Origin of the sequence: Cytobacillus luteolus (assembly GCF_017873715.1) — a bacterium.
GTDB lineage: Bacteria > Bacillota > Bacilli > Bacillales > Bacillaceae_L > Bacillus_BV > Bacillus_BV luteola.
Genome location: NZ_JAGGKM010000004.1, coordinates 132,086 through 147,707, shown reverse-complemented (window position 1 = coordinate 147,707; position 15,622 = coordinate 132,086). Strand labels below are relative to the sequence as shown.

Sequence of the window (15,622 nt, the reverse complement as noted above, 5' to 3'; positions counted from 1 at the left end):
TTTTTTATGCTTTTTTTTAGGTGATTTATGACAATTTTAAGGTGATAAACTAACATATGGAGGTAAAAAAATGAAAAATTTAACTTCAGCACAAGTCCGCCAAATGTTCCTGGATTTCTTCAAAGAAAAAGGGCATTCTGTTGAACCGAGCGCACCATTAGTTCCACACGAAGATCCATCATTATTATGGATTAACAGTGGAGTTGCAACTCTAAAGAAATATTTTGATGGAAGGGTAATTCCTGCAAATCCACGTATCTGTAATGCCCAAAAATCAATTCGCACAAATGATATTGAGAATGTCGGAAAAACAGCACGTCATCATACATTTTTCGAGATGCTTGGTAATTTTTCAATTGGCGACTATTTTAAAGAAGAATCAATCATTTGGGCTTGGGAATTTTTAACAAGCGAAAAGTGGATTGGTTTTGAACCAGAGAAACTATCTGTTACTATACATCCAGAAGATAATGAAGCATTTGATATTTGGAGAGAGAAGATTGGCATTCCTGAAGATAGAATTATAAGATTAGAAGGAAACTTCTGGGACATTGGGGAGGGACCTAGTGGACCTAATACTGAAATATTCTATGATCGCGGTGAGTCCTATGGTAATGATACAAGTGATCCTGAACTTTATCCAGGAGGAGAAAATGAACGTTATTTAGAAGTTTGGAATTTAGTTTTCTCCCAATTTAATCATAATCCGGATGGTACATATACGCCACTTCCCAAGAAAAACATCGATACAGGAATGGGTCTTGAACGTATGGTTTCAGTTATTCAGGATGTACCTACAAACTTTGACACTGATTTATTTATACCAATCATTGAAGCAACTGAAAATGTTTCAGGAGAAAAATATCGCCAAGATAAAGTAAAAGATGTAGCTTTTAAAGTAATAGCTGATCATATACGAACGGTGACCTTTGCTGTAGGTGATGGAGCTCTTCCTTCTAATGAAGGTCGAGGGTATGTATTACGTCGATTACTTCGTCGTGCAGTTCGATATGCGAAGCAGATTAACATTAACCGTCCTTTCATGTACGAGCTTGTTCCAGTTGTTGGAGAAATCATGGTTGACTTTTACCCTGAAGTAAAAGCAAAAACAGAATTTATTCAAAAGGTTATAAAGAATGAAGAAGAACGATTCCATGAAACATTAAATGACGGACTAGCTATTCTTTCAAGTGTGATTAAAAAGGAAAAAGAAGCAGGAAAAGATACAATTCCTGGAGAAGATGTTTTCCGTTTATATGATACGTATGGCTTCCCGGTGGAATTAACTGAGGAATATGCAGAAGAAGAGCAGATGAAAATTGACCATGAAGGCTTTGAACGTGAAATGAATAGTCAGCGTGAAAGGGCGAGAGCAGCTAGACAAGATGTTGACTCAATGCAAGTTCAAAGTGGTGTATTAGGAGAAATTACAGTAAAAAGTGAATTCATTGGCTATGATTCATTCGAGTCAGAGTCAATTATTGAAGTGATTATAAAAAATGGAGAAGTCGTGAATAATGCATCATCAGGCGATGAAATACAAATCATTCTTGATAAAACTCCTTTCTACGCTGAAAGTGGAGGTCAAGTTGCTGATCATGGCGTACTAGAAAACAATCAAGTTCGAATGGTAGTAAAAGATGTTCAAAAAGCGCCAAATGGACAAAACCTACACAAAGTGGTGATTGAAACAGGTTCTTTAGAACAAGGTATGGCAGTTGCAGCTAAGATTAGTGTAGAGAAGAGAACAAATATTATTAAGAATCATACGGCTACTCATCTACTGCATCAAGCATTAAAGGATGTGCTTGGCGAGCATGTGAACCAAGCAGGATCACAGGTATCTCCTGACCGTCTACGCTTTGACTTTTCTCACTTTGGACAAATCAGTGAGGGTGAAATCGAAAGAATAGAAACAATAGTGAATGAAAAGATTTGGGCTAGTATCCCGGTTGAAATTGAGCACAAGTCATTATCTGAAGCAAAGGCAATGGGTGCAATGGCATTATTCGGTGAAAAGTACGGAGACGTTGTTCGTGTGGTTCAAGTAGGAGATTACAGCCTAGAGCTTTGTGGTGGTTGTCATGTGCCTAACACTTCAGTAATAGGATTATTTAAGATCGTTTCAGAATCAGGTATCGGTGCAGGAACTAGAAGGATTGAAGCATTGACAGGATCAGCAGCCTATCAAATCGTTAATGATCAAGTTAAAATGCTAAACGATGTTGCTCACCTTTTAAAGACAAAGTCAAAGGACTTACCAACTCGAGTGGAGTCATTGTTAAACGAATTGAAGACACTTCAAAGAGAGAATGAATCGCTGTCAGCTAAATTAGGGAATATTGAAGCAGGAAGCTTAGTAGATAAGGCTCAAAAAATAGACGATGTCACTGTTTTATATAGTAAAGTGAATGGTACAGATATGAATAACCTTCGTACAATGGTAGATGACTTGAAGCAAAAATTAGGTTCTGCGGTAATTGTACTAGGTAGTGTCAATGAAGGAAAAGTGAATATTACTGCAGGTGTAACAAAGGACTTAATTGAAAAAGGCTACCATGCTGGTAAGCTTATTAAAGAAGTCGCAACTCGCTGTGGCGGCGGCGGTGGGGGTCGTCCTGATATGGCGCAAGCAGGCGGGAAAAACCCAGAGCAGCTTGATAGTGCATTACAGTATGTTGAGGAATGGGTTAAGACTGTTTAAGAAGTTGTTCAAAAAGTCCGGGAAAAATAGCTGTCGAATTTCTTTGTCAGCTTGCTCCTCCGCTCCTCACGTATTAAAAGCATACGCTCGGTGCTTGGAGGCTGCACTTCCTTGAACTTCTCGGCTCTTTTTGTCCTCCTATTTGAACACTAGGTCTAAGTTTGGGTTTTTAAATTATCTTTAAGTAGTGTACAATGGTAATTAAGTGAAGATATACCAGATTTAAGCTTGAATCTGAAGTGAGGTGCAAGAAAATGAGCTCATTTGATAAAACGATGCAATTTAATTTTCCTGATGATTCAATGGAGACCAATGTAAACGAAGTATTGTTTACAGTGTATGAAGCATTACAGGAAAAAGGCTATAACCCAATTAATCAGATTGTAGGTTATTTATTGTCAGGAGATCCGGCTTACATTCCTCGTCATAAGGATGCTCGTAACATTATTCGAAAACTTGAACGTGACGAATTAATTGAGGAGTTAGTGAAATCATATTTAAAGAGTCACCGCGAGGGATAATTGATGCGTGTACTTGGCTTAGATGTGGGTTCAAAAACAATTGGTGTAGCTATTAGTGATGAGATGGGATGGACAGCACAAGGAATCGAAACAATTCAAATTAATGAGGAAAGACAAATTTTTGGATTGGACAGGCTTAAAGAAATTGTTGAAGAGTATCAAGTAGATTCCTTTGTAATCGGGTTTCCCAAAAATATGAATGGTACGATTGGACCTAGAGGAGAAGCGAGTCAGGCTTTTGCGCAAATGTTAACCGATCACTTCGGGCTTCCAACAATTCTTTGGGACGAGCGCTTATCTACTATGGCAGCTGAAAAGTTATTAATTTCAGCCGATGTGAGTAGGAAAAAAAGAAAGAAAGTCATTGATAAAATGGCTGCAGTTATGATTTTACAAGGCTACTTAGATAGTAAGAATTAGCTTTTGTAATAATATTTTAAATTCATTAGCAAAATTTTAGATGAGGTGAAAGAAATGACACATGATGATAACCAAATTACAGTAATTGATGAAAACGGAAATGAGCAACTTTGTGAAGTACTATTTACTTTTGATTCCGAAGAGTTCGGTAAATCATATGTATTATATTACCCAATAGGTGCAGACGAAAATGACGATGAAGAAATTGAAATTCACGCTTCAAGCTTCAACGGTCAATCAGACAGCGAAGAAGGCGAACTTCAACCAGTCGAAACAGAAGAAGAGTGGGACATGATTGAAGAAATGCTAAACACATTTCTTGCTGAAGAAGAAGAATAAGATAAAAAAGCTTTTCCAGATACATGGAAAAGCTTTTTTTATTTTACTCATTATATAAAATATTTCTTTATAAAAGTCAAAGAGTGGATTGGAGCGAAAGGCACTTGACTCCTGAGGGAAGTAGAGGAAAGGTCGAGACCCCGCAGACGGAACGTCGAGGAGGCTCGACTTCCTCCCCGATGGGAATTCGCTCTTGAAAAAGCCGGCAGTTGGGCTTTTTCATAATTCCCCGCGGAAAGCAAGTGCCTGTAGCGCAAAGGAACGGTCAATGTTCAGATTCAAAAAACAACAATCTTTTAGAAATAAACCTTAATTTTTATAGAATTTGACGAAAGTTGATTAAATATGTAGTATAATATTTCGAGTGAGAGGAGGCTTTTTTTAGCATGTCTGAAATGAATTCAAATGAAAATAAACTAACAAATAAATTACTAGAAAAACAAAGTGAAGCAAAAATTGTAAGAAGAATCGTCCTTATTATATTTATAATCACCCTACTAATCCTTTCAGGAATAGTTGGAGGAGGCTATTTATATATTAAGTCAGCATTACAACCAGTTAACCCTGATAGCACAAAACAGGTAGATGTGTCGATTCCGATCGGATCTTCTCCAACGAAAATTGCTAATATACTTGAGGAAAATGGCATCGTAAAAAATGCAAAAATCTTTCGATATTATACTAAATTCAAAAACGAGTCAGGTTTCCAAGCAGGTGAGTACAGTTTAACACCTTCCATGACTTTCGAAGAGATTATCGCGAGCTTAAAAACGGGTAAAATCATAGAAGAAGTAAAGTTCACGTTAACTATTCCTGAAGGTAAACAATTAGTTCAAATCGCGAAAATTATCGGTGAAAAAACAAACCAAGGCGAAGAAGAAGTATTTAATAGATTAAATGATGAAAAGTTCATTGCAGAACTCATGAAGCTATATCCGAGTGTTCTAACAAATGAGATACTCCATGAGGATATTTTATATCCATTAGAAGGATATTTGTTCCCTGCAACATATCCATTTTATAAGGAAAACCCAACGATTGAAGATGTCGTGAAAACAATGCTAGATAAGACTGAAGATATTCTTATTAAATACCAAGGTCTTGCAGATGAGAAGGATATGTCTCCTCATCAGCTTCTAACTATGGCTTCACTTATTGAAGAAGAAGCAACAGCACAAACGGATCGTCAAAAAATTGCAAGTGTTTTTTATAACCGTATCAATATTGATATGCCGCTACAAACTGATCCAACGGTTATCTATGCACTAGGTGAACATGTAGATCGAGTATTGTATGATCATTTAGAAGTCGATTCACCATATAACACCTATAAAGTACGAGGTCTGCCACCTGGACCAATTGCAAATGCTGGTGAAATGTCAATAGAGGCAGCACTTAATCCTTCAGAAACAGACTATTTATACTTCCTTGCAACTTCAACTGGTGAAGTTATTTTTACTAGAACATTAAATGAACATAACCGCGAAAAAGCTAAACATATTGGAAATTAGAATGTCGTGTGTAAGGGAACGAAATGAAAGATTAGCGTTCCCTTTGTTCTTGTGGTAAAATATATCGAGTTAAAGAGAATTAAAACTTGTATTATAGAAATTGGCACTATGCCAATTTCTTTATTTTGGTTATCAACCTATGAATTAGTATCGAGGAACGATATTCGAAATGGAGGAACTAGCTTTGCTTTCAGTTGAAATTACAGCCTATTTAGAGTCGCTCATTCCGAGTAGAGACAACATAATCCAAGAGATAGAAGCATACGCACAAGAAAATAATGTGCCGATTATGGAGTTGGTTGGAATCGAGGCTATGCTACAGATTTTACGGTTAATTCAACCGGCCTCAATCCTTGAGATTGGAACAGCGATAGGCTATTCTGCAATACGTATGGCAAAAGCTCTTCCGGAAGCGAACATCGTTTCAATCGAACGGGATGAAATCCGATATACCAAGGCGTTAGAATATATTGAAATGACAAATACTAGTTCTCAAATAAAGGTTCATTTAGGCGATGCGCTAGAGCTAGTAGATCGACCAGAAAGCCTAGGAACATCGTTTGATGTCATTTTTATTGATGCGGCTAAGGGCCAGTATCAGCGTTTTTTCAACGGTTATGAAAACCTATTGTCACCAAATGGTGTAATAATAACTGATAATGTTTTATTTAAAGGACTCGTTGCCGCAGAAGATGTTGATGTAAAACGTACCCGTAGCTTAGTCAATAAAATTAGGACATACAATGAATGGCTGATGAGTAATCCAAAGTATATAACTACCATATTGCCAATAGGTGACGGTATTGCGATAAGTAAAAAAAGAGGTGTTTAATTTATGAACAAACCAGAATTATTACTAACTCCAACTAGGGTTTCAGATATAGTACCGTTAATTGATGCAGGAGCTGATGCATTTGTTATTGGTGAGCAAAAGTTTGGTCTACGCCTAGCAGGTGAATTTTCAAGGGAAGAAGTTAAAGAAGTTGTAACACTTGCCCACGAAAGCGGTAAAAAGGTATATGTGGCTATGAACGCACTATTCCATAATGAGAAGGTAGAAGAGTTAGGAGAATATTTAACTTTTCTTCAATCAGTAAACGTAGATGCTGTTGTATTTGGAGACCCTGCGGTTTTAATGGCTGCACGGGAATATGCACCTGATATGAAGCTGCATTGGAATACTGAAACAACTGCTACCAATTGGTATACCTGTAACTACTGGGGACGCAAAGGTGCAAAAAGGGCTGTTCTTGCTAGAGAACTTAATATGGACTCAATCGTTGAAATAAAAGAAAATGCTGAGGTAGAAATTGAGGTTCAGGTCCATGGTATGACTTGTATGTTCCAGTCCAAGCGAAATCTGATTGGGAATTATTTTGAATACCAAGGAAAAGAACTAGCAGTTGAAGAGAATAAGCTTGAAAACACCATGTTCTTATTCGATAAAGAGCGTGATAATAAATATCCGATTTTTGAAGATCAAAATGGTACTCATATCATGAGTCCTAATGATATCTGTATCATAGATGAATTAGCGGAAATGGTTGATGCAGGTATAGATAGTTTTAAAATAGATGGTATCTTAAAATCTTCTGAGTATTTAGTAGAAGTTACACAAAAATATCGTGAAGCAATAGATCTTTGTGTTAAAAATAGAGAAGAGTATGAAGACAAAAAGGACAGTTATTTAGAAGAAATAGAACAGATTCAACCCAAAAACCGACCGTTAGATACTGGATTTTTCTTCAAGGAAACGGTCTATTAAAACCAAGAGTTTTAAAAAAGGAGGATAACTGCTATGACTACAATTAAATCTGATTCAATATCGGAAATCATAAATGGTAAGCGTGTCATTGTTAAAAAGCCGGAACTATTAGCTCCAGCTGGAAACCTTGAGAAATTAAAAATAGCAGTCCATTATGGTGCAGATGCTGTATTTATCGGTGGACAAGAATATGGTTTACGATCTAATGCCGATAATTTTTCACAAGAAGAGATGGCTGAAGGTGTTGAATTCGCAAAGAAATATGGGGCAAGAATTTATGTAACTACTAATATTTTTGCTCATAATGAAAATATGGATGGATTAGATGAGTACCTTAAAGGTTTAGAAAATGCTGGAGTAGCGGGAATTATTGTTGCAGATCCACTTATTATAGAAACATGTAAAAGAGTGGCGCCAAAGTTAGAAATACACTTAAGTACTCAGCAATCACTTTCCAACTGGAAGGCTGTACAATTCTGGAAAGAAGAAGGTCTTGAAAGAGTTGTGTTAGCTCGTGAAACAAGTGCTGAAGAAATACGTGAAATGAAGGAAAAAGTGGATATTGAAATTGAAACATTTATTCATGGAGCAATGTGTATTGCGTATTCAGGTCGTTGTACGTTAAGTAACCATATGACTGCAAGGGACTCCAATCGTGGTGGCTGCTGTCAATCGTGCAGGTGGGATTATGACTTATTCAGCTTGGAGAATAACGACCAAGAAGTCGCTCTATTCACTGAAGAAGATCCAGCTTTCGCAATGAGCCCAAAAGATTTAAACTTAATTCAATCTATCCCAAAAATGATTGAACTAGGTATAGATAGTTTGAAAATTGAAGGCCGAATGAAGTCAATTCATTATGTTGCTACAGTGGTAAGTGTATATCGCAAAGTAATTGATGCTTATTGCGCAGACCCTGAAAATTTTGAAATTAAAAAAGAATGGCTTGAAGAGCTTGATAAATGTGCAAATCGTGAAGCAGCATCAGCATTTTTTGAAGGAGTTCCAGGGTATAAAGAACAGATGTATGGAAATCATAGCAAAAAGACTACCTATGATTTTGCTGGACTTGTATTAGATTATAATGAGGAAACAGGCATAGTTACTTTACAGCAACGAAACTACTTTAAACCTGGTGACGTAGTAGAATTCTTTGGACCTGAAATCGACAACTTTACACAACTTGTAGAAAAGATTTGGGATGAAGAGGGACAAGAACTTGATGTGGCGCGTCATCCGCTACAAATTGTTAAATTTAAAGTAGACAAGCCATTATTCCCTAACAACATGATGCGAAAGGGGCTTTAAAAAGAATGGGGAAAAAGCCAATAGTAATTGGCATTGCTGGAGGCTCCGGCTCTGGTAAAACCAGTGTTACTAAATCAATTTATGAGCATTTTAAGGGACACTCAATTCTGGTAATAGAGCAGGATTCTTACTATAAGGATCAAAGTCATTTACAGTATGAGGAACGACTGGATACGAATTATGATCATCCTCTTGCCTTTGATAATGACTTGCTAATTAATCATATTCTTGACCTATTAAGTTATAATCAGATCGACAAACCGGTTTATAATTATACCCTGCATACCCGAGCGGATGAGGTCATTGCAGTTGAACCTAAAGATGTAATTATTCTAGAAGGAATTTTGGTACTAGAAGACGAACGACTACGACAACTAATGGATATAAAACTATTTGTTGATACTGATGCAGACATTCGAATTATTCGAAGAATGCTTCGTGATATAAAAGAAAGAGGCAGAACCATTGATTCTGTAATAGATCAGTACGTTACAGTAGTGAGACCAATGCATAATCAATTTATTGAACCAACAAAAAGGTATGCTGATTTAATCATACCTGAAGGTGGTCAAAACCATGTTGCGATTGATTTAATGGTAACAAAAATTCAAACAATTCTTGAACAAAAAGAGATTTTGTAATAACATAGCATAGATAAAGAGTAGAAAATATGGAAGAGCTACTTATCAAGCTCTTCCCTTTTAAAAGAACTCAAGATGGACGAGAGAGTAAGCCTAATACATAATGCTTGGTGCAAGGCATATATAAAAAGTTGACCTCTGTTCCAAGGATGTTCGAAAAGTGAAGGAGTGAAGGGACATGGCAGTAGAAAAAGTTTTTCCTATGACAGAAGAAGGTAAACAAAAGCTAGAACAAGAACTTGAACATTTAAAATCAGTTAAACGTAAAGAAGTAGTTGAACGTATTAAAATAGCAAGAAGCTTTGGAGACCTTAGTGAAAACTCTGAGTACGACTCGGCTAAGGAAGAACAGGCATTTGTTGAGGGGCGTATTACGACTCTTGAGAATATGATTCGCAATGCAAAGATCATTGTTGAGGATGCTGGAACAAATGCGGTTTCTTTAGGGAAATCCGTTACATTTGTAGAGTTACCTGACGGTGATGAGGAAACGTATACAATCGTTGGTAGTGCTGAAGCAGATCCATTTGAAGGGAAAATTTCAAATGATTCACCTATTGCTAGGAGCCTAATGGGTAAACAAGTTGGCGACCAAGTTAATGTACAAACTCCTGGAGGAGAAATGCAAGTAAAGATTGTTTCAATTAAATAAAATAACATATTAGAGTTTAAAAAACACCACACCTCGTCGAAACTGTTGACGAGGTGTTTATTTATGGTCATAAAAAAAAGAGGGCTATCAATTATCTTTTTAATTTTATTTTGTTTAATTGGATTAGTCGCAAGACTGGTGCAAATTCAATTAACACATACGGAATCTTTTTCAAGCAATAGAGTCAACTTAATTGAAGAAAGTGTTGTTCAAAGAACCCAAGAGATGGTAATAGACCAGGGACGCGGGAGATTTGTTGACCGTAATAATCTTGCCTTAACACATGAGTACCATCCAACCTTAGTTCTTTTTCCTTTCTTAAAAAATATTGAGTGGCCAGTTTCAGAATTAGCGAAAGCTGTAGGAGTTCAGGAAAGGACTATAGAACAATCACTGAAGGATGCGAAGGAACCATTTGTATTTTCAATAAATGGTAAGCCATTTGAACTTACTCAAACTCAAATGAGTGAAATAAACCGATTAAAAATACCAGGTGTGTTTGCAATTAATCGGCAGTATGAACTAGATACAAAAATTGCTGAACACTTAATAGGTCTAGTTCGAGAAAATGAGGAACTACTTTACAAAAGATATCCGGATAAAACCTACCTTTCAAAGAGGACTATGCTCGGAATAACTGGACTACAAGCCACCTTTGATGAATTTTTATTACCCGAAGGTGAAGCAAAGTTACTCTATCATGTATCTGGTGATGGTTCTCCTTTATTTGGGATTGATGTAAAATACTCAGCACCTGCAAACCCTTTTTATCCAGTCGCAATTAAAACAACGATTGATAGAGAGATTCAGCAATTAGCTGAGAGTATTATAGACAATCATACGATTGAAAAAGGTGGCTTAATTTTATTAGATATAGAAACGAATGATATCCTAGCAATGGTTAGTAAACCGAGTATTAACTTTCAGAACCCTTTTGGAGATGATGGGGCCGAGAATCAAATGTTGATGTCTCAGTTTCCAGGCTCTGTATTTAAGACTGTTATTGCGGCGGCGGCTATTGAAAAAAATGTAAACTTGAATAATCGTATATTTGACTGTGACCTTAATTTATATGGAGATGGACCATCACAATACGATCATGGCCCATTAAATTTCAAAGATAGTTTTGCAAAAAGCTGTAATTATACCTTTGCTGAACTTTCAAATGAGATTATTAAGGAAGATTCAAACTTTATCGAAGAGTATGCACAGAAGCTAGGTTTACTCGGACCAGTCGGATGGCATGGTGACGTATTTAGGTATAATGATTTTATCCAAATGCCAAAAGAATACCCCGGTAGAATTTGGTCAGATTCCCGAGATAAAAGTTCTGTGAAGGCTGTTGCGCAAACAGCAATAGGACAAAAAGATGTAAGAGTAACTCCTTTAGCTATTGCTAATATGATGGCAACAATTGCACGTGGTGGCGAGAAGATGCAAGTTAGATCGGTGAGCGATGTACTCTATAAAAATGGCACTACTTTATTTTCCTTTCCAGAGTATAAGCTAGATGGGGATTCCATATCACCCTATACTGCAATGAGACTTCAAGAGTTATTAAGAACCGTAGTGCAAAGTGGTACTGGAATTAGGTTTAACTCTTTACCATATGAAGTAGCGGGTAAATCAGGAACTGCAGAAACAGGGAAGGTTTCAAGTGAGGGTAATAAAAACTTAGTTAATAAATGGTTTGCTGGTTATTTTCCTTTTAATAAACCTAAGTATGCTCTTGTTGTTGTGGACTTAGATAGAAAAGATGGGAACTCAGTTACCAATAGTGTATTTTATGATGTAGTAAAAGGACTTTATGAACTTGATAATAAAGACCAATCTAATTTTTAGTACGAAGGTAGTATTATTCTTGTTTTCCACAAGGTATAAATATATCTTCATCTAATGGATAACTAATGTTAAAATAGGGAAATAGAAATGTTCATGGGAGGCTTGTACATATGGGATACGACTGGGAGAAACTATATGAAGGTCCACGGTTCGAAAAAAGAGCAAAGAGAAGAAAGATAAATAGAATTCTTAATACTTTAATTGGTGTTGTAGTAATATTAATCATTATTTTTGGGGGTAAGTTACTATTTGGTTCAGGTAACTCAACTGAAACAACTGCACCTAAAGTGTCTAATAATACAGATGTAGCTGCAGCGGATGAAAAGGAAGATAAGAAAGAAACGGAGCAGTCAACAGATGCTTCACAAGAAAGCTCGGAGACTGATGAAGATAATGAAAAAACTGAAGAGACAACGACTAATAATGAAAAAGTAGAACCAGAGTCAAATGAGAGAGCTACAATAACAGATGGTGATTCTGAGTCTAATATCATTCGATCAATCGAAAACCCTGCTTGGAAACCTATTGGTACGAATCAGGTTGAGCCACAAACAAATGTATATGATAAAGGTACTGAAAATCGTAATGAAATTGAGATTGCAGCAAGCTATGCAACAGGATTGGATCTAGCAAATTTGACAGTTTGGTGGCTGACAAATAATGGACCTGATAAAGCGAAAGTAACCATTGCATCTAAAGACGGTAGCCAAAATTACAAGGTTTACATGGATTGGGTAAGTGGAGAAGGCTGGAAACCAGTCTTAGTAGAAGAACTTAAAGAAAACGACAGTCCAATTTTCCAACAAAACAATGCTTCTGAAGAAGAAGCAGAGAATGAAGACGAATCAGATGACGAATAATAAGGGACTATCTTAGAATAGAAAAAGGAAGTAGGGAAAAGCAAAATTGTTTTTCTCACTTCCTTTTATGTTTTTTCTTATGTTGATTTTTAACAAGAAAAGATGATATATTATATGGAATTTATATTCTGTTTGATGCTATTTAAATATAAAGTTAATAGTTGATTGGAGGGGAAGGCACTTGACTCCTGCGGGAAGTAGAGGAAAGGTCGAGACCCCGCAGACGGAACGTCGAGGAGGCTCGACTTCCTCCCCGCGGAAAGCAAGTGCCTGGACCGGAAATCAACGGACGTTATTACTGCTAAATCCAAAATAATAATCATTAAGAATTCATCATTTTGGATAGCCACCTTTTATTATTTTTTTGCCTTAAAATGAACGACAGCTGTAAAGTACCTTCTTCCATCTTCATCAACATACATTTGATGTGATACATGATGAACCTCTAAAAGAATAGCCTTATTATGTTCTATTTTCTCATTAATGTTTTTTTCTAAAGTCACAAGATCATAGCTTTCAAAAAACTCCACTTTATCCTGTATAAAATCTAACCTAAACTCCATCTAGCACAGCCCTTTCCTACACATTTTTCTGCAATTAGTGTAGCACAAAACCCAACATCATACGAAAGAATTAATTAATTGATAAACTTTAAGATTTATGCTAAGTTAAGAACAGTTCTAATTTTAATTCATACTATACTTATAGGAATTATATAGATAATATCATGGGAGAGTGTACAAAAATGGGTAGAGAGTTTAACGAACTATTTGAAATATGGGCAGATTCGTATGATATGACGGTAACAGGTCATGATGAAGAGTATAAGGCGGTCTTTCAAAACTATGATGACATATTAAAACTTGTAGCTGAAAAATCAGTAGGTAATGTGCTTGAGTTTGGTGTAGGTACCGGTAACCTAACAAAAACTCTTTTAGAAAAGGGGCATCTTGTTTTTGGTATTGAGCCCTCAGCTTCGATGAGAGAAATTGCCATCGCTAAACTAGGGAGTGAAGTATCAATAGCAGACGGTGACTTTATTCAGTTTAAGATGCCTAATGCAAAAATTGATACTATAGTAAGTTCTTATGCCTTCCATCACCTTACAGATGATGAAAAAGCGAATGCGCTTGCAATTTATAGCAAGTTTCTACAAAAAGGTGGTAAAATAGTGTTTGCAGATACTATTTTTGAAGATGAAATGGCGTACAAGAAAATGATTGAAGACGCGAAAGAAAAAGGCTATTCCAACCTAGCAAATGACTTACAATCCGAATATTACACGACAAAAGAAGTTTTAAGCGACATTCTGAAAGAGAATGGGTTTACTGTAAATTATATTAGATGTAATGATTTTGTATTGGTAATGGAGGCCATAAAAATTTAATCAATAAAGGTGGATTCTAACAATGAAAGTTGCAATTATTGGAGCAATGGAAGAAGAAGTAACGATACTAAGAGAAACAATCGAAAATCGAGAAGATACTACAATTGCAGGTTGTGAATTTACAACTGGAACAATACATGGTCAAGAAGTCATCTTATTGAAGTCTGGTATAGGTAAAGTAAATGCTGCGATGTCTACAACGTTACTTTTACAAAATTTCAACCCGACTTATGTTATAAATACTGGCTCAGCTGGAGGTTATCTAGAATCTTTAAATGTAGGTGATATTGTTATCTCATCAGAAGTTCGTCACCATGATGTAGATGTTACTGCCTTTAATTATGAGTATGGGCAAGTCCCAGGTCTACCAGCAGCTTTTTCTGCTGATCAAAAGCTTGTAGATATAGCTGAGAAATGTGCAAGTACTATAGAGAATGTACAAGTCGTCAAAGGGCTAATTGCTACGGGAGATTCGTTTATGAACGACCCTGAACGAGTAGAATTTGTTCGAACAAAATTCACTGAACTTTATGCTGTTGAAATGGAAGCAGCAGCAATTGCTCAGGTATGCTTTCAATTTGGCACACCATTTGTTATTACAAGAGCACTATCGGATATAGCAGGAAAAGAATCAAATGTATCGTTTGAAAACTTTTTAGAAACGGCAGCAGTAAATTCTTCTACTATTGTAATTAAAATTGTTGAGGAACTTAACAAATCCGTAAGCATGTAAGGAAGAGTGGAAAAAATGCAGATTTATCGTGGTGTACATGAGTTAATAGGGAATACCCCAATTATTGAACTAACTAAGTTTACATTACCTTCAGGAGTAAGGCTGTTCGCAAAATTAGAATATATGAATCCTGGGGGCAGTATTAAAGATCGTCTTGGTGTTGAACTTATCCGTGAGGCTCTTGAAACTGGTAAAGTCCAAGAAGGTGGAACAATTATTGAACCAACTGCTGGAAATACCGGTATTGGTTTAGCACTTGCTGCCCTGGATAAAAATTTAAAGGTTGTTGTTTGTGTCCCAGAAAAGTTCAGCATTGAAAAGCAGGATTTAATGAAAGCTTTAGGCGCTACCATTGTTCACACACCTACCGAGGCAGGTATGAAGGGTGCAATTGAGAAAGCCAAGCAACTATTAGATGAAATACCTAACTCGTATTGTCCGCAGCAGTTCGGGAATCCTGCAAATCCGGAGACTTATTATAAAACATTAGGTCCAGAAATGTGGAATCAACTAGATGCACAAATTGATATCTTTGTTGCTGGTGCTGGCACTGGTGGAACTTTTATGGGTACATCTAGGTACTTAAAAGAGAAAAACCAACATATCAAGACAGTCATCGTCGAACCAGAAGGGTCAATACTTAATGGTGGTGAGTCTGGCCCCCATAAGACCGAAGGCATAGGAATGGAATTCTTACCCGGTTATATGGATGATGCCTATTTTGACAGTATTCATACAGTAACCGATGAGGATGCATTTAGGAGAGTCAAGGAGCTTGCTATAAAAGAAGGCCTTCTAGTTGGAAGCTCTTCGGGGGCTGCTTTACATGCTGCGTTAATTGAGGCTGGCAATGCAAAATCTGGTCAAAATATTGTTACCATTTTTGCAGATAGTAGTGAGCGCTATTTAAGTAAGAAGATATATGAAGGGGGAATATAG

The 15,622-nt window shown here is 36.5% G+C and carries 16 protein-coding genes; 15 read left to right on the top strand and 1 reads right to left on the bottom strand.

Annotation, left to right across the window (positions count from 1 at the left end):
- Nucleotides 1-70 precede the first annotated feature (70 nt).
- The 12 genes from alaS (at nt 71) to J2Z26_RS12745 (ending at nt 12,563) form a co-directional block, all read left to right on the top strand.
- Nucleotides 71-2,704 (top strand): alanine--tRNA ligase, encoded by a 2,634-nt coding sequence (gene alaS, locus J2Z26_RS12800; RefSeq protein WP_193535544.1) that lies wholly within the window; start codon nt 71-73, stop codon nt 2,702-2,704.
- Between the two features lie 254 nt (nt 2,705-2,958).
- Complete coding sequence (locus tag J2Z26_RS12795) at nt 2,959-3,225, top strand: IreB family regulatory phosphoprotein (protein ID WP_193469825.1); 267 nt, start codon at nt 2,959-2,961, stop codon at nt 3,223-3,225.
- 3 nt (nt 3,226-3,228) lie between these two features.
- A complete protein-coding gene (ruvX, locus tag J2Z26_RS12790; RefSeq protein ID WP_193469824.1) occupies nt 3,229-3,645 on the top strand; it encodes a Holliday junction resolvase RuvX in 417 nt (138 codons plus the stop codon).
- Between the two features lie 54 nt (nt 3,646-3,699).
- Entirely contained in the window at nt 3,700-3,984 is a 285-nt protein-coding gene (locus tag J2Z26_RS12785) for a DUF1292 domain-containing protein (RefSeq protein WP_193535543.1), read from the top strand.
- Nucleotides 3,985-4,370: 386 nt separating this feature from the next.
- Entirely contained in the window at nt 4,371-5,495 is a 1,125-nt protein-coding gene (mltG, locus tag J2Z26_RS12780; protein WP_193535542.1) for an endolytic transglycosylase MltG, read from the top strand.
- A gap of 184 nt (nt 5,496-5,679) precedes the next feature.
- The gene (locus J2Z26_RS12775) at nt 5,680-6,327 is read left to right on the top strand and encodes an O-methyltransferase (protein ID WP_193535541.1); all 648 of its coding nucleotides are present in this window, start codon (nt 5,680-5,682) and stop codon (nt 6,325-6,327) included.
- Nucleotides 6,328-6,330: 3 nt separating this feature from the next.
- Nucleotides 6,331-7,260 (top strand): peptidase U32 family protein, encoded by a 930-nt coding sequence (locus J2Z26_RS12770; RefSeq protein ID WP_193535540.1) that lies wholly within the window; start codon nt 6,331-6,333, stop codon nt 7,258-7,260.
- A 33-nt stretch (nt 7,261-7,293) separates the two neighbouring features.
- A complete protein-coding gene (locus tag J2Z26_RS12765) occupies nt 7,294-8,568 on the top strand; it encodes a peptidase U32 family protein (protein ID WP_193535539.1) in 1,275 nt (424 codons plus the stop codon).
- A 5-nt stretch (nt 8,569-8,573) separates the two neighbouring features.
- Nucleotides 8,574-9,209, top strand: coding sequence for a uridine kinase (gene udk, locus J2Z26_RS12760; RefSeq protein ID WP_193535538.1), 636 nt, complete (start codon nt 8,574-8,576; stop codon nt 9,207-9,209).
- Between the two features lie 178 nt (nt 9,210-9,387).
- Nucleotides 9,388-9,861 carry a transcription elongation factor GreA gene (gene greA, locus J2Z26_RS12755; RefSeq protein ID WP_193535537.1) on the top strand — a complete coding sequence of 158 codons (474 nt, stop codon included), beginning with the start codon at nt 9,388-9,390 and terminating at the stop codon, nt 9,859-9,861.
- Nucleotides 9,862-9,924: 63 nt separating this feature from the next.
- Complete coding sequence (locus J2Z26_RS12750) at nt 9,925-11,703, top strand: peptidoglycan D,D-transpeptidase FtsI family protein (protein ID WP_193535536.1); 1,779 nt, start codon at nt 9,925-9,927, stop codon at nt 11,701-11,703.
- Between the two features lie 110 nt (nt 11,704-11,813).
- On the top strand, nt 11,814-12,563 hold the full coding sequence (locus J2Z26_RS12745) for a YrrS family protein (RefSeq protein ID WP_193535535.1): 750 nt from the start codon (nt 11,814-11,816) through the stop codon (nt 12,561-12,563).
- A 356-nt stretch (nt 12,564-12,919) separates the two neighbouring features.
- Here the strand turns inward: J2Z26_RS12745 and J2Z26_RS12740 are convergent, their stop codons facing one another.
- Nucleotides 12,920-13,126 carry a YrzA family protein gene (locus J2Z26_RS12740; RefSeq protein WP_193535534.1) on the bottom strand — a complete coding sequence of 69 codons (207 nt, stop codon included), beginning with the start codon at nt 13,124-13,126 and terminating at the stop codon, nt 12,920-12,922.
- 182 nt (nt 13,127-13,308) lie between these two features.
- On the opposite strand from J2Z26_RS12740, the gene J2Z26_RS12735 reads away from it, so the two are divergent.
- The 3 genes from J2Z26_RS12735 to J2Z26_RS12725 are packed head-to-tail and all read left to right on the top strand — an operon-like array spanning nt 13,309 to nt 15,622.
- Nucleotides 13,309-13,950, top strand: coding sequence for a class I SAM-dependent methyltransferase (locus J2Z26_RS12735; RefSeq protein WP_193535533.1), 642 nt, complete (start codon nt 13,309-13,311; stop codon nt 13,948-13,950).
- A gap of 22 nt (nt 13,951-13,972) precedes the next feature.
- Entirely contained in the window at nt 13,973-14,683 is a 711-nt protein-coding gene (gene mtnN, locus J2Z26_RS12730; protein ID WP_193535532.1) for a 5'-methylthioadenosine/S-adenosylhomocysteine nucleosidase, read from the top strand.
- Nucleotides 14,684-14,698: 15 nt separating this feature from the next.
- Nucleotides 14,699-15,622 carry a PLP-dependent cysteine synthase family protein gene (locus J2Z26_RS12725; RefSeq protein WP_193535531.1) on the top strand — a complete coding sequence of 308 codons (924 nt, stop codon included), beginning with the start codon at nt 14,699-14,701 and terminating at the stop codon, nt 15,620-15,622.